The sequence below is a fragment of the Chitinivibrionales bacterium genome (genome assembly GCA_035516255.1).
Classification (GTDB): domain Bacteria; phylum Fibrobacterota; class Chitinivibrionia; order Chitinivibrionales; family FEN-1185; genus FEN-1185.
In genome coordinates this window covers 12,107-38,270 of record DATJAL010000018.1, presented here as the reverse complement: position 1 = coordinate 38,270, position 26,164 = coordinate 12,107, and the positions used below count along the sequence as shown (strand labels likewise).

At 54.0% G+C, this 26,164-nt stretch carries 17 protein-coding genes; 9 read left to right on the top strand and 8 right to left on the bottom strand.

What is annotated here, in order from left to right; translation table 11 throughout:
* Positions 1–81: 81 nt before the first annotated feature.
* Entirely contained in the window at positions 82–3,054 is a 2,973-nt protein-coding gene (locus tag VLX68_06245; protein ID HUI91833.1) for an SUMF1/EgtB/PvdO family nonheme iron enzyme, read from the bottom strand.
* A gap of 314 nt (positions 3,055–3,368) precedes the next feature.
* Here VLX68_06245 and VLX68_06240 point away from each other — a divergent pair, with 314 nt between their 5' ends.
* Entirely contained in the window at positions 3,369–4,820 is a 1,452-nt protein-coding gene (locus VLX68_06240) for an oligosaccharide flippase family protein (GenBank protein HUI91832.1), read from the top strand.
* Between the two features lie 57 nt (positions 4,821–4,877).
* On the opposite strand, the gene VLX68_06235 is transcribed toward VLX68_06240, so the two are convergent.
* Entirely contained in the window at positions 4,878–7,847 is a 2,970-nt protein-coding gene (locus VLX68_06235; GenBank protein ID HUI91831.1) for a hypothetical protein, read from the bottom strand.
* Between the two features lie 317 nt (positions 7,848–8,164).
* On the opposite strand from VLX68_06235, the gene VLX68_06230 reads away from it, so the two are divergent.
* Positions 8,165–10,402, top strand: coding sequence for a T9SS type A sorting domain-containing protein (locus VLX68_06230; GenBank protein ID HUI91830.1), 2,238 nt, complete (start codon positions 8,165–8,167; stop codon positions 10,400–10,402).
* 66 nt (positions 10,403–10,468) lie between these two features.
* Here VLX68_06230 and VLX68_06225 read toward each other — a convergent pair whose 3' ends face one another.
* From VLX68_06225 to VLX68_06210, 4 genes are all read right to left on the bottom strand, one after another.
* Positions 10,469–11,569 (bottom strand): glycosyltransferase, encoded by a 1,101-nt coding sequence (locus VLX68_06225; protein ID HUI91829.1) that lies wholly within the window; start codon positions 11,567–11,569, stop codon positions 10,469–10,471.
* Between the two features lie 8 nt (positions 11,570–11,577).
* Positions 11,578–12,744 carry a glycosyltransferase gene (locus VLX68_06220; GenBank protein HUI91828.1) on the bottom strand — a complete coding sequence of 389 codons (1,167 nt, stop codon included), beginning with the start codon at positions 12,742–12,744 and terminating at the stop codon, positions 11,578–11,580.
* Between the two features lie 150 nt (positions 12,745–12,894).
* Positions 12,895–13,644, bottom strand: coding sequence for a hypothetical protein (locus VLX68_06215; protein HUI91827.1), 750 nt, complete (start codon positions 13,642–13,644; stop codon positions 12,895–12,897).
* A 616-nt stretch (positions 13,645–14,260) separates the two neighbouring features.
* The gene (locus tag VLX68_06210) at positions 14,261–18,352 is read right to left on the bottom strand and encodes a C25 family cysteine peptidase (protein ID HUI91826.1); all 4,092 of its coding nucleotides are present in this window, start codon (positions 18,350–18,352) and stop codon (positions 14,261–14,263) included.
* A 242-nt stretch (positions 18,353–18,594) separates the two neighbouring features.
* Between VLX68_06210 and VLX68_06205 the strand changes: the two genes are divergently transcribed.
* Positions 18,595–19,785, top strand: coding sequence for a hypothetical protein (locus VLX68_06205; GenBank protein HUI91825.1), 1,191 nt, complete (start codon positions 18,595–18,597; stop codon positions 19,783–19,785).
* Positions 19,786–19,789: 4 nt separating this feature from the next.
* On the opposite strand, the gene VLX68_06200 is transcribed toward VLX68_06205, so the two are convergent.
* Both VLX68_06200 and VLX68_06195 read right to left on the bottom strand, forming a co-directional pair.
* Positions 19,790–20,056: a hypothetical protein gene (locus VLX68_06200; protein HUI91824.1), complete on the bottom strand. Its 267-nt coding sequence runs from the start codon at positions 20,054–20,056 to the stop codon at positions 19,790–19,792.
* 170 nt (positions 20,057–20,226) lie between these two features.
* Positions 20,227–20,616 carry a desulfoferrodoxin family protein gene (locus VLX68_06195; GenBank protein HUI91823.1) on the bottom strand — a complete coding sequence of 130 codons (390 nt, stop codon included), beginning with the start codon at positions 20,614–20,616 and terminating at the stop codon, positions 20,227–20,229.
* Positions 20,617–20,930: 314 nt separating this feature from the next.
* Between VLX68_06195 and folK the strand changes: the two genes are divergently transcribed.
* The 6 genes from folK (at position 20,931) to VLX68_06165 (ending at position 26,147) form a co-directional block, all read left to right on the top strand.
* Positions 20,931–21,329 (top strand): 2-amino-4-hydroxy-6-hydroxymethyldihydropteridine diphosphokinase, encoded by a 399-nt coding sequence (gene folK, locus VLX68_06190; protein ID HUI91822.1) that lies wholly within the window; start codon positions 20,931–20,933, stop codon positions 21,327–21,329.
* Between the two features lie 94 nt (positions 21,330–21,423).
* Complete coding sequence (locus tag VLX68_06185) at positions 21,424–22,164, top strand: nucleoside-diphosphate kinase (protein ID HUI91821.1); 741 nt, start codon at positions 21,424–21,426, stop codon at positions 22,162–22,164.
* A gap of 368 nt (positions 22,165–22,532) precedes the next feature.
* Positions 22,533–23,417, top strand: a complete 885-nt coding sequence (locus VLX68_06180) for a TIGR02147 family protein (GenBank protein ID HUI91820.1) — start codon at positions 22,533–22,535, stop codon at positions 23,415–23,417.
* Entirely contained in the window at positions 23,414–24,088 is a 675-nt protein-coding gene (locus tag VLX68_06175; GenBank protein ID HUI91819.1) for a hypothetical protein, read from the top strand. The genes VLX68_06180 and VLX68_06175 overlap by 4 nt, the downstream gene beginning before the upstream one ends.
* Before the next feature lie 32 nt (positions 24,089–24,120).
* Entirely contained in the window at positions 24,121–24,708 is a 588-nt protein-coding gene (locus VLX68_06170) for a hypothetical protein (protein HUI91818.1), read from the top strand.
* 62 nt (positions 24,709–24,770) lie between these two features.
* A complete protein-coding gene (locus VLX68_06165) occupies positions 24,771–26,147 on the top strand; it encodes a carboxypeptidase-like regulatory domain-containing protein (GenBank protein ID HUI91817.1) in 1,377 nt (458 codons plus the stop codon).
* Positions 26,148–26,164: the final 17 nt, after the last annotated feature.

Sequence of the window (26,164 nt, the reverse complement as noted above, 5' to 3'; positions counted from 1 at the left end):
GTAGCGCCGGGGTATCAAAGCAATGAGACTGTGAAAAAATGCCGGAAGGGCTATCTTAAAAAGACCGCGTTCAAGCACGAATTATTTGACGTACATTTTAAGGAGGCTGTCAAGCCTCGGGCTCAATTTGCGCGCGCCGAGATAGTTCAGGTGGTTGGCGTCCTCGGCCTCCGAATCGGCGTAATCGTGGTTTCCGTAGTTGTTCGCGTCGTAGAAATGGAAGAAGGGGTTTGCCTGTGAAAGGCTGTCGAGCCATTGAGCAAGCAGGCCAAAGGTCTGCCGCGACGGGCCGTAGCGGCCGATGGAGGTGGTTGTTTTGTACGCCGGGTTTTCAGGGTACTGCACCATGAGCACCTGAATGGAATGCGAGGCGAACGTGTCCGCCAGGGCGGCAAGGTGTTTCAGGTTCACCTGCACGAAGGTGTCCGTAATCGCGTAATCCCCTTTGTCAATTTCAGGCTGGCCCCAGGACCCCGAAATCCGTTCAACGGTGTAGCCGGTGGAATCAAACCCGTCCCATGACGCCGGGCCGAAGCCGTTGATCTTCGACGCCACCGGCGCCGGAACGCCCGCCCTCCAGAAATTGTTGCTCTTGTCAAAACGGTATCCTTCCGAATCGTAAAGCCCGTTGAGGAACGGGTCCGCCCAGTGGGAATCGAGGTTGAGAAAACCGGGGTCGAGCCCCAGCAGCACGGCTTTCAGGTTCGGATCATGTATTAAGGCATACTGCATCGACAGCACCTCGGAAAGCAGCATCTCGTCCATGAACACGGCCATATTGACGGCCGAGAACGAGGGCATGTACGACGGGTCGACGCCGTAGTAGGCGGGCGAGCTCCCGCATACCGCCACGTTGAAGGCGGTGCACCGCTTCCAGAACAGTTTGAGCTTCTTGGTGATCTGGAGCTGGGAGCCGTAGTTGACCTCCATGGGCACATCGTACTGCGCGAAATCGGCGTAGGGATCGGGCACCTCCGAAACCTCAGCAGGATCGATCCAGCAGTAGGGGTCGCACAGCCCGTCGCCGTCCGCCACCCGCAAGTACGAAGAATCCTTGAGATTGATGATGAACAGCGACGATGCGCTCCCGCTGCCCGACGGCTTCGCCGCCGCGGCGGCGAAGTCCGGGTGGTTCGACCATTTTACGCAGTCCCATTCGTCAAATCCGGCAGGCACTTCGTACCACCGCTGCACGTGCGTGTTGCAGAGCACGCACGAGTTGCAGATGAAGATGATGGAATGGAACCGGTAGGGCTTTCCCACCACGGTACTTGCCTTTAACGGGTAGCCGAAGTCAAGGAACATGATCTCGTCGGGACGGGCAATGCCCGGCGTTATGGACACGTTGCACACCTGGGCGGTGTCGTCGCGTCCGGAATACGGCGGAAGGAAATATCTGATCCGGTTGTTGAGCCGGACGTCGCAGAGATAGGCGTTCGGATACCCCGTGGCGGCGAAAAAGCCGTTTTTCGACGCCCCACCGTGGTACGATCCGGTGATGCCGACCGCTTCGGCCGGTCCGGCAAACGAAAGTCCGCTCATGCGAAGCCGCATGGTGCGTTCCGAAAGCCACTGCGGCAGATTGTTCATGGACGCGCCTTCGGCATAGATGACGCAGGTGTCAAGCGTTGCCGGGTCCACCCACCACGACGGCAGGTAGGCCGCGCTGCCGGCCGGCGTGCGCACGCAGGTGGACGTCGCGTTGTTCAGGAGGCGCACCGTGGTCTGGGACGGCGAGAAAAAACCGATACTCTGCGACCCGTACGCCACAGAGGCGCCGTTGGGCGACAGCGCCGGGCCGTATGCCGGCAGCGAGTCCGCGATGGCGCGCACTGCAGCGTCCGTCGCGGAGAAATCGATGTAGCACAGCCTGCGGCGCACGTTGTCTTCCTTGACGAAAGCAATTTTCACCTTCGACGTGCCGATAAGCGAGATGAGATCCGATTTGGCGCAGGTCACCGTGACGCCGAGCGTGTCGCTTTCATGCACGTTGACGCGGACTCCCGTGTCCGCGAAAAACACGCCGAGCACGGTACGGAACCCGGTGTGCGGGCCGGCAATGAACGCCGGCGCCGGATACGGTTCGGAACGGCAAGCCGACCTGAGGAACTCAGGGCCGAGACTGTAGCAGCCGCCGCGCACGGGCCGGTTCCATTTAGCCTCATACTGCTCGAGGGTGAGGCCGGTCGGGCCGATGGGGTTGACGGCAAGGGAATCGCCGTACGTGCCCAGCCAATCTCCCACGAACTCCGAGACGTTGCCGGTCATGTCGTACAGCCCGAACGGGTTCGGTTGCGTCGTGCCGACGGGATGGCTGGTATAGTTGGAATTGCCGCTATACCAGGCGTATTTCTGCGCCTGGGCGCCAGCGCTATCGCCCCAGAAATACTCGGACGAACTGCCGGCCCTACATGCGTATTCCCATTCCGCCTCGGTGGGCAGGCGGTATCCCCTGCGGTCGTAATGCGCAGTGAGATTTTCGAGGACATAGGGACATTGCGTGCCGGAGGCGCACACCGCCGTGTAGGAGTACACCGTGTCGTATCCGTCAATTTTACTTCTGCGGTTGCAGTACAGGGCCGCGTCGTAGAAGCTCACATAATACACGGGAAACGAATCACCGACCCCGAAAGTGCCCTGTGTTGCGTTGTCCACCGCAGGGTTGACGCCCATTGCCGCGCGGTATGCGCCCTGCGTCACTTCGCATTTGTCCATAAAATAGTCGTAGGTGAACGACACGAGGTGCGGCGGCCGCTCGTTGACCTGCGAAGGCGCGGCGCTGGATCCCATGGTGAAGGTCACGCCCGCCGACCGTATTTTCGCCATGCGCGAGGAGTCCGGCAGCTTTACAAAACGGGCGGTGTCGGCAATGTTCTCGGTTACAAAAAGGTGCAGCGGATTTGTGGTGGAGCGCAAATCTCCGAAAAACCCGGCAAACACATATCCGGCGTTTGCTTCCGCCGTAATATATACCTCGCTGCCCGAAGACATCTTTCCGCCGCGGGGCACGATGGACACGGTCCCGTTGCCGTCGCTGACCACGGAAAGGTTCACGTAGGTAAGCTTGCGAGGAAAAAAGGGATCAAAGGCGCAAGTAAACAGCATCAATACTGGAAGTAAAACGATACACCTGCGGTATATACGCTTTATTTGATGATCAAGGGTCATAGCAATACTACGGCTAAAATCCACTTTCATTTACATGGCCGACAACATTTTATCCAGTAAAATATATTGCAGAAAGCTAAAATATATCGCCGGACAAGTGCCTGGTAAAAAGTATTCCCCTTAAAACCGCCTGAAAATCCGTTAATCCGTAATAATATATTTTAATTCAATGCGTACCTTGTAAAGCCCTGGACCTTACCATGGATGAGCATAAAAAACTAAACCTGATGTACCTTTTCAAGGGAAGCGCCCTGTACGGCGCGGCGGACGTTTTTACCGCCGCGGTGCGGTTTGTCCTCATCGCGGTTTACACGCGAATCCTTGCGCCCGCCGATTTCGGCGTTTATTCACTTATCACCGCCACGCTCTCGCTGCTGTGTGTGATGGTTCCTCTTGGCCTGCCGTCCGCGATAATGATGAGTTTCAAACCCAATGATCCTTTGGGGAATACGTCGCTTAAAAACACCGCCTTTTGGCTTTTATTCAGAATGTGCGCAGGCGGCGGTATCGTGTTTTATCTGTGCGGCCTTTTCTTTTTCAAACAGAACATAGCAGGCCAGATCTCGTTGTGGCTTATTGTGCAGGCCGCATCCGAAATGGTGAGCATGGTGCCCAAGTCCTCTCTAAGGTTCAACCAGAAAATCGTGCAAAGCGGCCTTGGCAGGGTGCTTCGGGTCATTATCATGGTTGCAGTGCTCCTCACGCTCCTTTGGAACCACAGGACCGGATTAAAGGCAATTTTCATCTCAGAGGCAATTGCCGCGGCGGCGGAATTTCTGTTATGCTGCGCTTTTGACAAGTTTGTCCCTTCATTCGCCCCAAAGACCGCCATCGCCCCGCTTCTCGGCATCGGCCTGCCGGTTACCGCAATGTCAATCGGAATTATTCTCAACGATCTTTCCAACCGGTACGTGGTGTTTTTCATGCTCGGCGAACAGGCAACCGGCTACTTTGCCGCCGCGGCCAAAGTTGCGATTATCGGCTCCTTTTTCGCCGAGGCACTCAATGCCATGTGGTTTCCGTATTATTTCATGCTCAGCCGCCAAAAAGAATTGCCCGAGGATGAAATCAGGGATTTTTCGCGGAAAATCGTTCTATTGTCATCTCTGCTTATTTCGCTTCTCGCAATATGCCTGCCGCAGCTTGTGGCATTCCATGCGTTCGGCAAATACTTCATCGCCCCGCAATATCACGCGGTGGCCGTGCTTGTCGCGCCGCTTGTCCTTGCCTATTTTTTCAAAATGACGCTTTTTACGGCGACGCCGGTCATGAGCTTCCAGAACAGGATCTGGCGGCTCGCCCTTATCATTACCGTTGCCGCAATTGTCAACATTGCCGGGACCATCGTTTGCGCCCGGCTGCTTGGAACAACAGACCTTTTTCTCACGCTGTTTGCAATCGCGCTCATGACATCGGCTTCATACTGCCTGTGCATGGCGTGGGCGTCACGTGAGGCGGGATTGTTTCCCTTGCCCTCGTGGGTTTTTTCCGGATGGGCGGTGTTTTCGATTGCCGCGCTGGCAACGGCGTTTTTGCCCGTGGGTGTTATTTATAAATTGGGAGGGTGGGTGGTGGTTGCGGGGGTGGTGTATTGGAGATATTTTCTGAGGAGTAATGTTTGGGTGAGATTGTTTAGCGTAGGGGTTAAATGAAAATGCTGATGAATGAGTTATTGGGTCTATCGCCATGGATCACGACCGTCTCTCATCTCATTTAAATATCCTCGTATTCGCCCTTATCACCTGCGTAATCTTTGTCCCCATCAGGTCGTACCCCTTCTGGTTCGGATGGAAGAAATCCGAGAAGTAAACTGGGTTGTACACCGAATCCGCCGGCAGCATCGACATGGGCGTAAACACATCCACCAGCCACACACCCCCCTCTTGACTTCCCAGCCAGGTCTGGCGCCGATCGGTGACGACCGAATCGAGCATGCGGTTGAAAGTATTGAGGTTCTGGCGGAACACCGAATCTATGGTGTAAACGCCGTCCGTCGTGTCATGCGGCATGGGAAGGTTGTTCAGCACGTAAATTTCACCCTTGGGGTTTCTGGCGTGCATGAAATCTATTGTGGACATTGTGTAATACCATCCGTAATAGGAATACCCATCGTTGGCGCCCATCATGTACACCCATGCGTCAGCGTTTAAAGACGGATGATTGAACAGGGAATCAAAAATATCAACGGCCTTTCTTCCACCTTCGGCAAGGGAGGAATCGTCCTCGGGCGGCTGAAGCAGGTGGGAACACAACGGGCCGACAATCCGCAGCAATTTTTTTGACGGACAAAGACTTCGTAGCGTGTCAATGACCATGCGCCGGAAACCGCCGGAATCAGGGCTGCCCAACATGCCCGTGACTATGGAATGGCCGATGAAGCAGAGCTGCCGCTGCCATACGCCGACGACCGAATCCAGGATCTGTGCGCTGTCGTTGTGCGAGCTCACGGCAATGATCCTGAAATAACTCCTGCCCGTGTCGAACGCCGGCACCATGACCGCGGTGTCGTTTCCGGAATAACGTGAGACCAGCTCAGCTGCGGATTTTCCGCACGAAATATCATAGGTAAAGGTGGCCGGAACGGCGTCCTTGCGCCGCGCCGAAAATACAAAATCGGCCTTTCCAAGGGGCAGATCAGCGCTGTACAAGTTCAACGTATCGCGCCATAGGGGGCGCGTCAGCGAAATGCTGCAGGCGACCGCCGTAAAAGAAATCCTGAACGAGTCCGTGGCGATGTTCCCGTCGTCGTCGCGCGCGCCGAAAGCAACGGTCACGACCGAATGCACGGCCGTGGTGATGGGGTGAGAAGGAGAGTCGCTGCTGTCGGTCCATTCTTTTCCGCCGGTGCCCCAGTAATATTTTTTGATCGTGCCGTTGGTATCGCTCGCGACAATGGTGGCCATCACCGTGTCGCCGCGCACCACGGAGGTGTCGGCCTTGTGCTTGACAACAGGCATGCCGAGCCGCACGGTGACGGTCATGGAATCGGGCGGCGACGCGAGCGTATCGTCGTCGATGGCGATCACCTTCACCTGGTGCCTCCCGACGCCCGCTTTTCCCCACACCGCTTTCAGTACGCCGGCGACGGTCGTGTCGCTGAATGCCGCCCCGTCAAGCGCCCATGCATACGCAACCACCCTGCCGTTCGTGTCTGTGCCCGCGGCGTGCAGGAACACCGTGTCGTTGATAAAAACAACTGTATCCTGCATGACGCGCACCTTGGGCGGGCCGAGCGCCACGGTGATGACCACGGAATCGGCGGGCGATTCCAGGGTGTCCCGGTCCACGGCCTTCACCTTGACCGTGTGCTTTCCCACGCTGTTCCGGGGAAAACGGAGCGCGAGGCTCGATGCTGTTGTCGTGTCGCCGAACGGACCGCTGTCCTTTGCCCACACATAGAAAACGATGGGGCTCTTGCTCGCACTCTCCGAACCTGTGGCATGCACCATTACGGTATCGTTGATGAACACCGAGGTGTCTTTCATGCACTTGACCGAGGGCGGCAGTTTCATGCGTATGGTAAGCCGGACCGAATCCGGGGCCGACTGGAGCGTGTCGTCGTCAACGGCAATTACCTTTATAACCTGCAAGCCCGTGTCTGCCCTGGTGAAATGCAACGATAGGTCTCCCGACTTGGTCGTGTCGAGAAACGCGCTGCCGCTCCGGAACCATACGTACGACACGATACGGCCGTTGGTATCCGACCCTGTGGCATGCAGAATGATGGTGTCGTTGATCGCAACCGCAGTGTCGTGAATAATCGTGACAAGCGGGCGGTACAGATGAACCGTTATCCGGACCGTATCGACATTCGATACGAGCCGCCGGTTGTCTACGGCCTTCACGAGCACCTGCCTGCTGCCAGCCGAAAGCCTGTCGAAAACGACGGGGAACGTACCGGTGGCTGTTGTGTCAAGAAAATCCCGGCCGTTCTTGGCCCACACATATCGCACTATGGTGGCAAAGGTGTCGGTCCTTTCCGCCATAATACGCAAGGTGTCATTGATGGCCACTGCGGTGTCCGGCATTGCCCGTATGGCTGGCGGCGTCACGCGCACCGTCACTAGCACAGACTCCGGCGGCGACAGGATGCTGTCGTCGTCCATGGCTTTTGCACGCACTACATGCACGCCGCCCTGTTCGCCCCATCCGACCATAAGCGTCGCCGAATCCGTGGCAAGGGTGTATCCTGTGGTGTCGACCGACCACAGGTAGCGAACGACACTGCCATTTTTATCCGAGGCGGACGCGCGGATAGCCAGGGAATCATTCGCGAAAATGACGGTATCGCGGGTAAGCAGAAAAAGCGTTGGCGGGTTCAGCAAGACGGTGACTTGGACCGTCACCGGATCAGATGATACGCCGCGGTCGCTGTAGCCGGTGACGGTTATCGAATGTTTCCCGGTGTCCTGAATGCCAAAATACAAAACACAAACGCTGTCCGTGTCGCGGAGAACGGCGCTGCCGTCCAGCCGCCATTTGAAAAAAACTGCCTGGCCGCCATCTGCCCAAACTCGCACATGGAGGCGAATGGTGTCTTTGACAGAAACCGTGGTGTCCGCGGAAATAAGCAGGCGCGGTTTTCTGTCCCTGTCGTTCTCCGGATTAGTGCAGTGTAAACCACCGGCAATCAGCGAAATGACCAGGGTAAAAAAGACGCAACGGTATAAAACTCTCATGACAGCAGCTCTTTGGCTTGTTGACAAGGTCTATGAATATAATACTATCGAAATGAGGTTAAAGCAGGATTTTTTATGAATTCACCTGCCGTTTTTTCAATAATTTATAAAAATAAACACCAAAAGGTTTTTCTTAAACGTAGTAATCCTTGTGGTTAACAAGCAAATCCGAGGTATTGAATTCCTTTTAGGGGAGAGCACAAATTAATTTATCGTTTCTTTAATAGGGTGACTTCCCTTTACACATTTTAAACAGCTTCATGAAAAAAAACTGGCCATTACGGACCTCTCTAAGAGCCCTATGCATTGGGGTGGTGATGTGTGCCGTCACCCCCGGCCATTCCGGTATCATTCTCAAGCAATTCGCCTCTTTCAAAGCGGTCAATGCGATTATTGACGGCGGCAGCGTGCTGTGGCTGGCGACGTCGGGAGGCGTCGTCCGTTACGATAAATCAAGCAAAACCATGAAAACGTACACCGAGATGTCCGATCTTCCCGACCTCAACCTTACCGCTGGGGAAAAAGACGCATCCGGTGACCTGTGGTTCGGCAGCGCCGACGGGTACCTTGTCAACCTCCATCCCCAGACCGGCGCCTTCACCTCATTCAACGCGCTGCAGGCGACGGGATGGAACATCGAATGTATATTCAGGTCCGGCAACAGCCTTTTCATCGGGACATCCAAGGGGCTCAGCGTTTTTTCCCTCACGCAGAAAAATTTTCAAAATGTCAAGAAATTCGGCTCGTTTTCGAGCACCGACGTTTCCGCTATCCATGTATTCGGCGACACCATTGCAATCGTGTCAACAGATGGGGTCGCCACCGCCGTCATCCCGGACATCAAAACGGCGAACTTTTCCGATCCCTCCATCTGGACCTGCAATTCCGGCAGCGGCATTCTTGGTATCATCAAACAGGCCGACACCTTGGTGTTTGCAAACGAGAAAATATCACAAATCGGCGCTACCACCTGGCAATACGGCGGCGTAGACACGGTGGTGATTGGCGGCAAGCCCTATTATCTTCCAAGCGGACGGCTCTTTGCCAACAGCGGCCTTGCTCACCAGTTTCCTTCCCCGGTCACGTGTGTGGAGCCCTTCACCGGGCCATGGGTGGTCGTGGGGACGCAGTATTCCTATTTTTTTCTTCTGAACACCGCCACCGGCGAGGTCGTCAATAACGCCATCAGCGGCCCTGTCGCTTCCGTCATTAACGCGTGCGCTGTTGACCAGAACGGCATGCTGTGGTATGTGCCGAGCGACTTGACAAACGGGATAGGCGGTTTTGACGGAAAAACGTGGAACGCCGTCACCATGGACAACACCCCTAGCATCGGCAGGTTGGAGGCCTGTCCGCCCCAGTATAAAAACTCAATAACGGTCACTTCAAAAAACGACCTCTGGGTCGGCACGTTTGCCGACGGGGTCAAATGGTATGACCGTTCCCAAAACACGTGGGCTTCCTACCAGGACTCAGCCGATCCGAACCGGGGCGTTCTCACTCCCATTGCGCGATATGCCAATGTTCTCGATCCTAACGGTATCGTTACGTCGTATTGGAGCCTTATCTCCGGCACATGCGAGGATTCCCTGGGCAATATATGGATTGCAAACCAAAAGGCTTACAATGGTAATATCCTTCATGTCCGTAAGCCTCGCGACAATAGTATTTGGCGGTCCTTCAATCTTGCCGACAGCAGCCTCGGATTCTGGACAAGCTATACAGGCCTTGTCGCAGCCAATAGGAACAAACAGGAAAACAAACAATACATTTATCTGGGATATAATAAAAAAGAAGATTTTACCGGCGGCGGCATGACCATCCTAAGTTATAATTCCTCAGATGACCCGACGTCTCCGTCCACCCAGATAACAACCGATCACTTCGGGAAGAGCTCTTCGGGCACGAGCATCATGATCCAGGGATTTGCAGTGGCAAACGATACCCTTGTCTGGATCTCTGCGGAGGACGGCATCTACCATGTGACTAATAATAAAACATCGAACTTGACAAAAATCGACAAGATCACTTCCAGCAGCTTGTTCTCCGCTATTACCTTGGGAATGGACGGAAAGCCTGTTTTCTGCAAGGACAACGATATCTACTCATACAGTGATCCTGATTCCACCCTCACCAACCTCACCAACTGCGGTTGCTTTACCGCCGCCGTCAAATGGATTTACCTGGACAAGAACAAGAACGCCTTCTGGATCGCCAGCGACATAGGGCTGTACCGGCTCGAAACGGGCAGCGGCCCGCTTGCGCCCGGCGCCTCGGGTTCGAGCGTCACCGTGTTTCCCAACCCCGTGTCGCGCACCACGCTGAAGAACAGACATACCATCAAGTTTACCGCTTTGAACCCGCTTGCGCCGCGCGTACGCATCTATGACGCGTCAGGCACGCTTGTCCGCGTCCTTTCGGATCAAAATACATCCATCATCATCTGGGACGGAACCAACAATGCCGGCAGCATTATTATTCCCGGCACCTATTTCTATCAGGCCGCTGCGGCCAACGGCAAAAGCTGTAGGGGCAAATTTTTGGTGATTCCTTAGCAGGATTACGCCGCTCCCAAGTACGCGGATTTAAAAGAGGAAATAAGACCCGTTTGCCAGGCGTGATCAGGTTCGGAGCCGTTTCGCGACTTCAGGGAGTTCCTTGTCCATATATTCCAGCATAGTTTGCCATACCGCGGAAAATGAATGATGTTCCTCCACCCATCTCCTGCCTTTTGATCCCACTGTGGTCCGGTATTCCTCATCGTCAATCAGTTTTACGAGCACCTCGAACAGCGAGCGCCGGTCGGCAAGCACAAAGGGATGGCCGGTGAGAAAAGCCGCGTACTCCGGCGTGAATTCGGTCACGGTGGGCATGCCCATGGCAAGGGTCTCGAGCGAATTGACGCCGTAACCGGTACCGCCGAAATTGCCGATTTGCTCTATGGCGATATGCGAACGCATCTTTTCCTCAATCACCCGCTGGCGGCTCGCGCCGGTGACAATCGCGTATTCTATGCCGCGCTCGGCTGCGAGCCGCGCAAGCACCGGCTCGATGAGATGCGTTCCCTTTGCGGCCGGATTCGACGGTGTATGGATGATGCGGATTCTTTTTCCCAGGCTGGTCTTTGACGGCAGGTTCGAACAATCAAAGGGAATGGCAAGGTACTTCAGGCGGGGATGCAAGCCAAGAAGGTCGAATTCGCTGGTGAGGTTGAGGCCGCTGACGTCATCGACCGCCCGGACGATGCCGCGGGTGCGCATGTCGGGGCCGTGATAGTGACAGACAATGGGTTTGCCCATTACGGCAAGCTTTCTTGCCCAGCGGGAATCACGGAAAAAATCAATGCCGCCGTGGAAATGGTAAATGTCAAACCCGAATAGATCATACCGTTTCGCCAGCCCGCCGAATTCCAGGGCCCGCCAATTGTCGCGCAGCGCAACATAAACGCTCTCAAGGACCGTGGCGGGTTTATATTCATGAAGTGCGCCGCGTTCGGCCTCCTTCGCAATTAATTTTTCAGCCGTTTTTTCCCGCTTGCCCCGCAGCTGATGCAGCCACCACGGATCAAAAAGCTTTTTATTGAGGCAGATGTCTTCCGGGATGGCGCCGCGGTGCTTGTAAACGGTCAACAGCCTTGCGCCGTGCCCCATCGCCTCATAGACTTTACAGAACGTCAACGGGACGTTCACCGTATTGAAAAAGGAGAAGTGAAGGCTTTTCACGGCAATTCCTATCCCATTGCCTCTTCAATGAATTGCAGATATGACTTTTTTTCGTTTTCCCAGCAATATTTCTGGGCGGCCCTCGCGCAGTTTTTCCGGAATTTTTCTGCGTCGGAAAGCGAAAGCAAAAACTTCTTGATCGCCTGCCTGATGCTTTCGACGTCCGCCCCGGAAACCACCCATCCAACGTCCCATTCCTTGACGATGCGCGACATCTCGGGTCCGTCGCCCGTGAACACCGGAATGCCCGCGTTGATGTAGTCGAACAGCTTGCTCGGAAGCGTGATGGTCATGTTGACGCCTACGGCTTCGTGGATGGCGTGGCCGGCGTTGGCATCCTTAAGGTAATGGACGAACTCGTTGCTTGGCACCGGATTGATAAAATGAATTCTTTTGTCAAGGCCCCGTTGTTTTGCTTCACGGCCGAGCCTTTCCTGGTAGATGCCGCCGCCCACCAGAACGAAATGCAGTGGCTCAAACTGGTCCATGGCGGCGATAAAGGGCAGAAGCCCCCGGTTCTCCGATATCTCGCCTTTGTAAATCACCAGCGGCGTTTGCGGGGGAATGCCGATGCGCCTGCGCAGCCGGCCGTCCGCCGCAGCAGCATAGTCGAGGCGGGCTGGAACATTGAGCACCACCGAGGTCCTGAGCAGGCCGAAGTCCCGCCTGAGGAGCTGTTCCGTCGTTTTGCAGACCGCTGCGACATTGCGCGCCCTTGCCACACCGAAACGCTCAACCGATCGCCAGATCAAGCGCATGATTGGCTTGGCAACAAGCTGTTCAATGCCCTGGAAATATTCAAGGGAAAAATAATTGTACCTGCTTTTTTGGCGCCGTGCCGCAAGCCGCGCAGGAAGGAGGGCCAAAGGGTCAACGGCCTCGTACAGCCTCGCCTTTAAACGGCATAAAACAACTGTGAGCGAAAAAAAATATCGTATAAAATACCATTTTCCGCGAATCGAATCCGAACGTATGCAGATCGGATATACGTCGATGCCGGGCCATTGGGGGTCCGCCTCGCCTGGATTCCGTTCCCATGACACCAGCGCCACCTTATACCCGTTTTCAGTGAGCGCCTGCGCCTGCCGGTGAAAAAAAGGATAAAACCGGGCATCGGCAAGGTGGATGATGCAGACATCATAGGTGGTTTTCGCGATCGGCTTGTAAACAATCATATCTCTATTACGAAAATACTTTCCAAAATGATAAATTGCCATTTTAGATTGAATGTTGGGTGACCCGATTTTTTGAGCATTTTTCCAATAAAAAAGGCCGGAAATTTTCTCCGGCCTGTCAACCCATCGATCAAATGCTATTACTGCTTATTATCTCCCGAAATTGATGCTCTGAACTTCGCTTTCCGGTTCAGCCGCCGCCTGCGGCGCCGTTGGTTCCGAAGAGCGTTCCTTGCCCGCATTTTCACCTTGGGGCATGCTAACTTCACCGATAACCGGTTGGCTTGACTGCTGGGAATCTGCGCCCGCCTGACCACTCTTCGCCGCCTGCGCCTGTTCTTCTTCGGTTAAAATCCTCCGGCGTACAAGCACTTTTCTGCCGTGCAGGATCTCGGTATTTTCCGGAACAACGGCAATGGGTTCTTTTTCAATTGAAGGCAGGATTACCGCAGGATTTTGCGGCGGCCTGACAGCATCTGCGGCGACGCCCGGTGCGGTTCCCTGGCCGGAAACCGGCTCACCCTGCGGCCTGGAATTCTCCTGGCCCCTGTTCTGGTCCCGGTCCCTGAAATGGCCGCCATGATGCCTTCCGTGTCTGTCCCGTCTCCTAAAATCGTCTTCTCTTCCCCTATTGGGCCTGCCGCTGTTCTGGTCAATCCGTCTCTGGGAATCCTGGTTCTGGGGATTCTGAATGACGTCCCTAATTTTCCTGCGAGCGTTCTCTTGGTCGCGCTCAGCGTTTTTAAGCTTGAGATTAATGTCCCGCAGGGATTTCTCCACGTGATCAACGGCCGGGGCCTGCGGTGGAGTGAAAGGCTTTGGCCTCTGTTCAAAAACAGGTTTTTTACTGAAGCGGTTTTCGTCGTGTCTCTTCCTGAAGTCCCGGTTATCGTTATTCACAGGATTCACCCCTGAATCGGGCTTCGCGACCGCTTTCTTCTTGTTTGTCACAATCAAAATTATTGAAACAATCTGCAAAATGATAATTATAGCTGAAGCTGTAATTACTATTGGTGCTAAATCCATAATAAAATGACTCCATAAGGTTTAATAATTGGTTCTTGCGCTTCAAGGTGTCTGATCCAAGTTGTCGCATTTTTACTTTCTTGTTTGTGCTTAACATCTTTGTAGTTTTCTTACGTTTTTCAATATCACCTCGTTAATTACTAAAATTTCATTGCTTTTTTCTATATACTAATTTCCTCCTTTCAATCCATTAAAAACGACGGCATTGACGTTATTGCCGCACCGACCAATGTCAAAGAACTCGTATTTCCTTTTTACCAATTACGTTTTACTTGATAAAGACAGGAAGAATTGGAAGGTAAAAAAGGAAGTTGGCTGCTTGAAAAATCCCGACATTATGAAACGTTAATAGAAGTTACTTGACTTATTTGAAAGATATGTCATGCGCTCTTGATAAAGCAAGAATTCATTGATTCTAAATTAAATAAATAAATATCTTAACCACCGCGAAACCAGCAAACACTCCAAAAATCCGTTCATGACTATCTTTTTATCTCGGCGGATTGATCGCCAATTTTTCTATCTTGCTTTTCACCACTTTCTGCTGCACCTTGTCCACAGCGATCATCTGGTACAGGTAGACGCCGGGCGACAACGGGTTGTTAAAATTGTCTTTCCCGTCAAAAAGCTCCCCGCGCTGTATATCGTTGAAAACGCGCACAAGACGGCCCGACAACGTAAAAAGCCGTATGGACACCTTTACCCTGTCGTCTGCCGATTGACTGGTTGTCTGTGAAAGGTCGAAATAAAACCTGCACGACTCGCCCATCCGCATCGGGTTGGGGTAATTAAACACGTGATACAGGGCCAGTTCCTGCGGCGCGGATATTTCTATGGTGATGCTCTTCCTCGAAACGTTGCCCAGCAAGTCCCGCGCGCTCAGCTTCAGGGTATAGGTGCCCGGCGATATCGCGCCGTCGTTGAATGTCCAGTTCGCCTCCCCCTTGCGGAATTCACCTTGGTCGAATTGGAATTTATAGTTAATATTTGTACGCGCCACCACGCCAGGTACTTCAAAGGTGATGCCTTCGTCAGGGCCGGTGGATACGATGTCGATGCCGTTTGAATCAAACAGCATGATTTCCAGAGTCAACGGGAGCGGGCCTATTATCCGGTCGGTGGAAGATGCGCCCTTGCTTGCCGAAGCGTCGGTGACGGCCGACCCGCTGCTATACACCGGCCGAACCGAAATGGTGGGCCCCGTGGTGTCGTTGACAGGTAATTGACCGAATCCGTGAAAAATAAAATCCTTTTTATCTCCCATTGCAATGGTCGGCCCGTTCCATGCATATGCCGTAAGATTGGCCCCGTTCTGATCCAAGGTCACGCTTTTTGGAATTAGGATGCGCTGCTCAAATGTCCCGTTAATCACCCGGGCCTGGGCGGCAAAAAGCTCCGCTCCAGGCCATTTATAGGTCTGATTGTTAAGGGATACGCCTGGAAGGCTGTTCATGCTTTGCCAGTTATCTTTACGCGAAGTAATGAACGCCGGATTGAATAAGCTGATAAGCACCGTTGCGGGCTTTTCAGCGGTCCCGAATTGCAGGTCCGGAGTTCCGCTGTTCTGTGAGACGGTGCCTTTGACGGTCACCCGCATGAGGGCCTTTACAGTGTCAATTGTCTTTCCGCTGTCGTTGGAGAGGGAAAGAAAAATTTTGCGGGCCGGCCGCGGTGTCTGCAGGGATGGGTCTCCAAGATACGAATACACCTTTTCATTGTCGTCCCTGCACTCGCTTTTTGCCAGCGCCAGCGCTTCGCCGTAGGTCCGCGCCGCAGTGTCCGTGGTATCATACACGGAGGAGAAGAAATTGCCGGCAAGTTTCTGGTTGTCCGATGCGTAGGCTTCCCGCATGGCGGAAATGGTTGCTATTGCAGCGCTTTTTTGGGCCATCACCAGATATTCCGATAAAGAGCGCTGTTGCCCCGGCTGGTCAAACTTCCCCACCGCGCAGGAAAAGGACGAGATAAGCGGATACTGGCCGTTATTCTGCATATTGCCGATATTTTCCGGCAATAAAATATGCTCGTCCGCCCAAACCTCTGCGGAACCATGACCAAAATAGTTCACAATTGATGCACCGTTGTTGATCCCGTTGATGATCGCCTGGTTGGCCTCTGGTTTTTCCATGAGGCTGTTCCATTCGTATTCAAACAAGTAAATCTTCCTCAGGTCAACCGCGGGCTGGAGGTGCGAGATAATGGTGTCCATATATTCGGACGCTTCCATATGCTGGTTGCCGAGCTGGTCTTGCTTTAGGCCCTGCATGTCGTCGTCGGCGACGAGAATCACGCGGTTGCGCCATCCGGTAAAGTCCGCGAACGTGGGATCCTCCATCTGGATAATTTTGTCCACCACTTGCGCGGCTCCCTGCGAGGTCTGGCAGGGAATCCGGCCGATGAAACAATCGGGCGTCGTTAAATCGCTTTCCGGATCCTCGCCGGGCTGCAGGTACACGAAAAAATCCTCAAGGCATTTGTCCCTGAATTCCGCAACGGGAACGAAACTCGTGTCCGACGAGGCGATGTTGCGGTAATCGTAATGGCCGAGCCCCATGAGCACCACGTAATCGAACGACGTCCCCCACCTGGTTGCCACCTGGTTGCGTACATACATGATGGCGTTGCGCACCGCGGCCGGGTCGGTGTTGCCGCCCGAAAACTGATCATTAATGTCGCCGATCGAAATGGCCATTGGATTCAAGAAACGTCCGATGTTTTTTTTGTGCGCCGCCAGCCGTTGCGCCTGCACTATGAAATTGGGATGTGTCACGATCAGGTAATCAACGGGAACCGTAAGATTTCGAAGGTCGCGTAGGGTGAACGTGGTGTTGCTTTTGGGCGCCACTTGCGCCAATGGCGGCGCAGCCTTCACGGCCTGCTCCTTGCACAGAAAATACCGTACGCCGATTCCCGTCGTGTCGCTCCACTCATAGGTCCCGGCGGTGCGAACGGTATCAATAAGCATCATGGAAGCGTCATTGTTCGCTATCCGAAAGATGTAGAGAAGGTCTCCGGTCAGGCCGCTTAACCGGTACCGCGCAATGGTCCCCAGGCTCTCCTCCGGAGAGAACACGGTCATGGCCGTGGTATTGCTCATGTCAAGGTTCTGCGTGTACCTGAACTCGACTTGCTTTAGCTCGAGCGTATCGCCCCGGTCGACGGGGTTTAAGGAAATCGTGAACGGTTGGTTGGCTGCCATGGTGATGGGATACCATCCGTTAAACTGGCATCCCTGGCATGCCGCCGTGCCGCCGACCAAAATGTTCATTGACGGTGCGCCGGCATTATACCCCACTCCCACAAGCACGCTGCACGGTGCGGCATAGTTGATGTTCTGCAGGACGAAATTGTCGAGCGTAAAGCTTGGCATATAGTAACTGAGCCTTGTCCAGGCCCAATCCAGGCCTCCGTTAACCCCCTCGGTCAAGGACGGCGACACCGACTTTTTAAGAAGGTAATGACCCTTGGTCGAAGTGAAAGTGGCGGCCGGCGCGGCACTGACCGGCGGCATTTTTGAAAGGGTGAGGCCCGGTGATGTTTTCACCGTGATCCAATAATGCCGGTAATCTTCGTAGGGGTCGATACTGTAAAAATATTGGATGCTTGACGTATCGTAGTACCAGTCCGATATGCTGCTGACATAGGCGAGAAAATAATCCGACGAATCCGCGATGCCGTTGTTGTTGACGTCGACGCGGAGCATCGGCACTTCGCTCATCCCGTCGGGGAGCTGTGAAAGCTCCGGGACGTCGGAGGCCATTGCTCCCTTGTACGACGCGTACAGGGCCACGTTGCCGATGGGCGCGGCCCCCAGGATGCGAGTGACGTCGGAGGCCATGATCCTGATGATTCCGTTTTCGTCAATGGTACCCTCGCCGAGGCCGTTGTGACCGTCGCCGATACGAAAAGAAATCGCGCTCTGTGTCGGGTCCACCGGAAATTGCTTGATCGCGGCGCGTTTGGCCATCCCGGCCGCAGATGCCCAGCCGGCAGCCACCGAATAATTGAGCACGAGCCTTTTCGCCATGTGGCCGAAATCGGAGGAAGGGGGAACCGGCGCTGCCGCAGTCTGTGCAGCGGCCGGAAATTCAATGGTGCATTGGGCCTTGTCAAGCACGCGGATGGTATTGCTCGCCTTGTCGTAAAGAACCGGACGCAGGATGAAGCGTCCGCACCGCAGCCGTCCGATTTTCACGTACTCCGGTTCGGAGATCCAGGGACCGGTAAAGCGGAGACCGGGATAACGAGGCCCGAGGCCCGGCGCCCTCCGCACCCTCAGGGGGCTTGTGAGCTGCTGCGTGTGCGTGGCTGTTACATCCAACTTAACCGATACCGTGCCCTGCAAAGGTACACCTATATGCAAAGAATAGGCGGGGACAACAGGCTCCCCGTTGTCGCCGAGGTCAACGTTGGCTCCCGTAAAAGAAACGGACGCAGCGCCCTCTCCCTGGACAGTCCGGAGGTTGTCGGTTGACCATTCAAACGTAAATTTCTTGGAAGTATTCTCAATGATCCGGATCCCAGAAAACGAGGATCCCACCCACCCGCAGCACATGAGCAATATGACGGCGCTTATTCGCATTATATTATGAAAACCTTTTAACGGCTGGCGGCCAACCAAAATGATTTTTAAACCAATTATCAAGTTTCCTATGGTATTACGTTTATAAAATACTATTTAATGCGGGAAAATGGAGATTATGCTGAGTTCATCAAGCGCATGACAGCGTGGAACTGCGCAAAAGGCAATATAAAGTTTGTCTCGCAATCCGCCCCTGATCAAATAGATAAATTATTTTTCTCCCATAGTCCTTTTGTCGCCTTATGGAAAAAATTCTCTTTATAGAAAAACTAGTCCATGGAGGGTTTGGCCTCAGCCGCACGGACCAGGGTATTGTTTTCGTTTCCGGGGTGGTTCCGGGCGAGACCGTGCGCGCAACGGTGCAGCCTCATGCTTCCGGTCATGCGCCTGCCGCGTGCACGGGAGTCATAGAGTCCTCGTCATCACGAAGAAAACCGCCCTGCGCCCTCGCCGGCGTGTGCGGGGGATGCGACTGGCTCCATATCGAGTACAGCAGGCAGCTCTCGATAAAAGAGGAAATCTTCCGGGAATGCCTTGCCCGGATCGGCAAGATAGGCAATGTTCCCGATATTGCGGTGACTGCGTCGCCTGAATTCGGATACCGCCGGAGAATACAGGTAAAAATCGACCGGGAAAAAGGAATTGCAGGTTTTTTTAAAAAGAAGTCAAACGAGATCGTCTCCGTTTCGTGCTGCCCGCTGCTGTGCGATTCATTAAACCATTTTCTTTCAGGATTACCAAAACACCTTTCAACATTTCCAAAAAATACAAAGCAGGTTAAGGTCGTTGCGGGAACAGAGCCGGATCCTCAAAAAGGGTCCGAAGGATTTTCATCGGTGGCCACGCTGCCGGTGATACAGGGTGTTACCCGTGCATCCACCGCCGTCCAGGTGGAGTCTTTGCGCTTTTTAATATCAGGAAGCAATTTTTTCCAATCGAATCTTTTTCTGTGCGGCCCGCTGGGACGTTATGCCGCCGCATGTGTGCAAGGGGAATGGTTCTGCGACCTTTACGGCGGAACCGGTTTTCTTTCCGCCTTCGTCGCCCCTCGTTTCTCACGGGGGACGCTCGTTGACAACAAAGAAAACCATGTGGCGGAGGCAAAAAGGAACCTTTCTGAAAACGGCATCACCACGGTATCGGCTGTCGCCCAGACAGTGGCCGCATTCGTCGAGGGGCTCGCCCACGGCGAAAAAAGACCCGACTGCATCATCGTGGATCCGCCCAGAACCGGCATGGATGAGGAGGTCAGGCGCGGGATGGCGAAAATCCTTCCGACCGTGGTTTTTTACGTCTCGTGCGACCCGGCGACCCAGGCGCGCGACGCGGGATTTTTCGTCAACAGGTGCGGCTACCGGATCACAAAGGCGGCGCTGTTCGATTTTTACCCGCAAACCCATCATCTGGAAACGGTGCTTGTGCTGCAGCGGTAAGCCGCTATTGCGCCATTCGCTCCAAGCTTATCGGATGGACAACAGGATGAGACCGGCAGGCGGAAGGTTCATCGGGAAACGTTGAAAATATCGTCTTGACAAAATAACCGTTTTCCGGCAATGGGTCGCCTTGTTCCAGAGCGGAAAAATATTCCAGACTTTGGCTCGCTTTCGGTTCAAGCTGTACGTTTGGTAAAACCGGTCCACTACTATTAAAAAATCCAGCACAGACAATAAGTGCCGCATTCAGAGAAAGCCATTTCGTATTCATTGCATTCCCCTTTTCTCTAAAATAAAGATCAAATCATATGCCAGTTCCTGCAATATTGATTTTTTTATAATTTGAGAGAGGTAAAGATAGACAAATTGATGGAAACAACGATCGCTCGCTCACGTTAAATCATACCGTCAAGAATATCTTTCGCTATTGGATTCAATGCATCAAGACTGTTTTACCGCCCAGAGACCGTGAAGGTTGCAAAATTCCCTTGCAATAACCGGCACATTTTCTTCAACGAGGAATTCCGCCTCGGCAACACTGTCGCCGTCGGCAAAATCATGCCGTAAAACCTTTTTACCGGCAATCAGCTCGATAAAAAGAATGTAATGTTCCTTTGTCATGGGGTGGGGAACCGAACCGATCTTCACCTTGATTTTAGCGCCATTGCGTTCGATGACCGGGACATGTTTTTCCCTTGCAGCATCGGTGGTGTTTGCCACCAGGGCCTTCATTTCCTTTCCGCAGCAAAAAACGGATTCCTCGCCGTTCCATAACGATTCAATGATCACGCCGCAGCCGTCGCATTTATAAACCGTCTTCTTTTGTACCATACCTGCTCCTTCCTGCTGTGACTTTAATTACGCAAATTGTATGCCTTGGTGATGCATTAAATAATCCAGAAGCTGAAACCAGATTGATAGAATGTTCGTTTTCACTCTTTTCCTCCGCGGATTCCGTTAATAAGCCAAATTTTAATGATGAAATTTATTACCATTTTGTATTGTTTTATTTTTTATGATCAACATGGAGCACCATACATTTGTGTATTGATAGACGGGTGAGATAAAAATATGTTTGCTGTCAACCCTTTTTTATTTTATGAATAAAAGAATTCAACCGGAACAATTTTCCATCAAGCACCTCAATGAATTTTGCCATCATCAGCGCAGGCTCGAACATCAATCCTGAGGAAAACCTGGAAAAAGCCCGCACTGTATTTCAAAAGGAACAGCGCCTCGTCGCGTCTGCAATACCGCGCGCGACAAAACCGGTGGGATTCGCCGAGCAGCCGGATTTTTTGAACACCGTTTACTTCATTGAGACCGGCCTCGACGTGACCTCGCTCAACGCGTACTGCAAGGCCGTGGAGCGGCGCCTCGGCCGCGTCCGCGGACCGAACAAATTCGGCCCCCGTGCCATTGACCTTGACATAGCGGTATTCAACGGCGCGGTCATTGACAACGATGTATACGAACGGGAATTTCTGCGGGATCTGATACTTGAAGTTGCGCCCGGGATGAAGGACGCGCTTGTCAAAAAATAATACGGTATTCATCGCGCGCAATTCTTAATATCATCTATTTTATTGTTCCGATAAAATTTCACGTTTACCACCAATCACCAAAAGGACCTCCTGCATGGACCGTAAAGACCTTGAACAGACCCTTGTGCTCATCAAGCCCGACGCCCTGAAAAATTCCCTCACCGGCTACGTGTTGTCGCAGCTTTCCGAATTCCACACCGGCCTCAGGTTTGCGGGCGTAAAAGTGGTGCATGTGAATAAAATGCTCGCCGAGGAACACTACGCGGAGCACCGCGGCAAGATTTTTTATCCGTCACTCATCGAATATATTTCCGGCAAGCTTCATTATCCCGACGAACCGTGGAAGCGCAGGGTGATCGCGCTTGTATATCAGGGGCCGGGGGCGATAAAAAAAATCCGCGACATTGCGGGACCTACCAATCCGCTGCAGGCCAGGGAAAAAAATCCCGGTTGCATACGCTCGCTGGGAACTCTTGCGCCCATCAAAGATGAAGCGGGCAAGATCCTCGGCGAGCGGATGGACAACCTGATCCACGCCTCCGCCAACGCCGCCGACGCCGAGCGCGAGATAAAACTCTGGTTCAGGCCCAGCGACATCCCGCCCGCCATGCACCCCTACATGGCGGGCGAAAGCGACGAGCATTATTACTATAAAGAAGGCAAGCTTTTCACCACGCACGAGCGGGGCAGCGCTTGCCTGCTCGCGCCCGGCGACTTTGCGTGGAAGAGCGACCTTGACGCGCTGCGGTTGATTTACAAAGGCCAAAAAGCCGCATGTTCGGTGGAGACGGTGGTGGCGAAGTATTTGATTAATGAAGAATGGGAAAAAGAGTGATTGAGTAGATAATGAAATTTGAGCGCCCCCTCTTCTTCGTCTGGACTCAGGCTCGGGTCGGTCTTCTTCCGGTCCACGCGAAAATAAAAATCGCGTAAGTCAATCATTTTCTTCCGCGCCGCTCGGATACCAAAAAATCCAAGCAAATCTCTAGTCGATCATTAAAAGATTTTCACCTATCGCCCTTCGGACACCCCCGCTCAACCCCCAATCCTGTGCCTGCGCGAAATGGCGCTCACCGCGTTGAGCGAAATTTTGCCCACCAATAGATAAATTCATTGAAATTACATTAATTTAACGGTATTTTATGAATAGGCGCTCACTAGAATGACAGATTTTTAAACGCAGACAAACAAGATCAAAACTTTATGAAATCTCTCACCGACTACACAGACTTCCGCGCTTATCTGAGCGATTGGGTGGAGAACAGGAAGTCCCAGGGCCTTCCAGGTTCCAACCGCTGGTTTTCCATGAAAATGGGCATCAACTCCACGTCATGGCTCACGTCGGTGCTCAAGGGCGTCAAGGGTCTGTCAAAGGCGACTGCGAACAAGCTTTCCCTGCTGCTGAAGCATTCTCCGATCGAGTCACGGTACTTCGAGACGCTTGTCTATTTCAACCAGTCCAAAACGCTTGATGACCGCAACCGCCATTACCGCGAACTCGTCGCCCTGCAGAAGCTCAAGGACGTGCGCACGGTGAAGCCGGGCCAATACGATTTCTATTCCACATGGTATCACAGCGCGGTCCGCTCCCTCATCGGCATGCATTCGTTCGGCAGTGGCACAAAGGATTTCGAGCGCCTCGCATCGCTGGTCACGCCTCCGATTACCGCTTCGCAAGCAAGGAAATCTGTTAAATTGCTCGAACAGCTCGATCTTATCACCCTGAACGGCAAGGGGGTATTCGAACTTACTTCATCCGCCATCACCACGGGTGAAAACATCCGCTCGCTTTCGGTTGCAAACTTTCAGCGGGAAACCATGCGCCTTGCGCAGGAGGCTCTGGACAGATACCCCCGCGACCAGCGGTATATCGGAACCGTCACCGTGGGAGTGAGCGCCGCGGCGTTCGAGCAGATTCGCAAGGTGCTCATGGATGCAAACGACAAGATTGCCGAAATCGCGAACGCGGACGCCGATGCGAACCGCGTATTTCAGGTGAACGTGCAGGCGTTTCCTATGTCGAAAGCGGGCGATCGTCCGGCCGCAGCGGCACAACTCGAAAATCCTGATGCAAAAGGGGCTGTATGAAAACCAAGCTTGACTTTAACATCAAGATACTGCTGAGCGGTATGGTTGCGCTGTTCTGCGCATGCTCCTCCTCGCAGCTGGCGGGCGGAAACAGTTCGCAGACCGGCAACGCCGGCATCACCGTCGCGGCAGTATCGAAATCGATTAGCGGCACCGCGCGGCCCGGTGCACGTATCTCCATTTACAGCCAGTCATATCTCCCCTGCTCTGCTATTCCGGGGTTCTGTGATTCAACAACGGCGGACGACAGCGGCCGCTTCGCTTTCTCCGATACTTTCATAGGATACGTGAACCTTCTTGTCAAAGACGAGCCTTCGCAATCAGCGGCATTTATTAAAAAAATCCCCGTTTTCACCGACTCATCATACGCCGACACCGTTGACACCCTGAAACACCAGGGTCTTGTTAAAGGCACGGCAATCGATTCATCAGGACTTGCCCTGGCGCTTTCATACGTGTACGTGCAGGGTTCGCCGTTCTACGCGGTCACGAAAAACGACGGCGAATTCCTGCTCGGCCCTCTTCCGGCCGGCGGTTACACCATCGGTCTGTACGCGAATTTCACGGTAGTTCCTAATAATCCGGGGTTTCTCATGCCGGCATTCACTGCAGAGGCCGACACGAGTTCGATCACCGTGTATCCGGACAGCATTTCAACGTGGCACCGTTAAGAAATGGTTGACAATAAAAAAAGGAGGTATTCATGATCGGAAAAACATTGTTTGCAGCATTGATCCTGGCGGCCGCTCTCTCACCGGTGTTTGCGGATTCCCTTTCGGTAAGCCCGCCGCACCCGACAACTGCCGACAAAATCACGTTCACGATCATCATCCCGAACTGGGACTGCTGTACCCGGTATACCTGGGACTCAACGGCGGTGGCGGTCGTGAACGACACCGAACTGCTTCTCTCCTACCAGTACAACCTGCCGCAGATGTGCCCCATGATCGCCTGCATGGATATCGACAAGCTTCTTCCATTTCACAGCGCCCCGCTCAAGGCGGGAACCTATGCGGTGTATGAGCTCCGCGCGCCCTTGTGCACCACGCAAATCTGCCCTGCCATAGCATTCATGCCCGTTAAAATCGGGTCCGTGACCGTGACGCCCTCGACCGGGATCGTTAATGGCATCACGGCAGCCTCTGTTCCGCATGTCGCCTTGGCAGAAAAACTGTATGACGTCAGGGGCGTTCTTATTTCTTCCACCGGCAATCGTGCGGCAGTACGGACACCGGGAGTTTATCTGATCAAGAATGGTTCTCAATCGTCAAGGCTCATTCTCGAACCATAATGCTCCCTGGACGATCTGCCGTCTGTATTCGCGGGGATTGAAAGGATTTTAAAGGAGGTTTTATGATCAGAAAGGCATTTTTATCAGTCGTCGCAGCGTTATTGACGCTTCACGCTGTGTTTGCCCAGACCCTGCCGCCGGTGAAGCTGGCGGTGATAAGCGGCACGGTCATGGACGATCCGTACCCGATGAAGCGCGCTTCAATGCCGATACCCGGGGTCAGGGTCAGGTTGTGGCAGCAGCTTGCGATTGTAAATCCCCTGTCGGGCGCAATCATATCAAACCCCGGCCAGGTCCTTATCGACTCGACGACCACCGCCGCGTCCGGGACGTTTGCGCTTACACCCATCGCGCCGGGCTCGTACCAGGTCTCATTTGACAATCCCGCATACGTAAGCAGGCAGATCCCGGTGTACGCCCAGTCCGACACCTCGCTTACCGTGCTCCTGGTCGCCGCCGGCGCGCACGGCCGCGTTGCGGGAACGGTATGGGCGGCGTGCTCGGGTTTTCTCGGAATGCCGTGCGTCCTGCAGCCCATTGCCCGCTGCACCGTGACTGTCTCCACAAGCACTCTCGTGCCGATTGTGCCCGTCGGCCTCAACCAAGCCATCTCTTATCCAATTATTCCCGTGGCTTATACGGCGATCACCGACTCCCTCGGCCGCTATGCCGTTGACAGCATTCCGCTCGACGTGAACGGAGAACGTGTATCGGTTTCGACGGCCGTCGGCGGTTATGTCGCGCAGACCATCGACACGGCGGTCAGCAACGGCGTCACCACCACCGTTGATTTCTCCCTTGCAAAGACCACCGCGGGTCCGCGGGACACCGTTTATGTCACTCCGCAGAACCCGACCGCGGCCGATTCGCTGCACTTCACCCTGTACAATGCGAACCACTGCTGCGGGACGATTTACCGCGGCAACGCGGTCTCCGTCGCCGACACCATCATTTACCTTTCGTACACCTACGACGACTCGCTGTGCCCGTATATCGCCTGTTTTGCCGCCGGCTCGACCACGGGCTTTTCCAGCGAGCCGCTCGCCCCGGGCCGCTATGCAATTTACAAAGTGGAAAGCCTCTACTGCCCGCCGGGACGCATGTGCCCGCTGTTTCTGCTCGCGCCGGAGCGCGTGGGCAGCGTGACCGTGTCTTCCGCGGCCTCGGTGAGCCGGGCGCCCGCGACCTTTGCGGCGGAAAAAATCCTTGGAATTTCCGGTAACAGCGCCCTGGTGAATCTTGCGTCGGGCGGCCGGGCCGTGCTTCGCGTCTTCGACGTGGGTGGAAAACTGCTCGCCGAGCTTCATAATGGCCCTTTGACCGCCGGACTTCACCGGTTCGCAATCGGCAGGACCGCGACCGCTTCAAGGATGATCATGGTCAGCCTCACCGTCAACGGGAAAAGGTACGTGGTGAAAACCGCGGCGATGGTACGCTAATCCCGAGTGAGCGATGA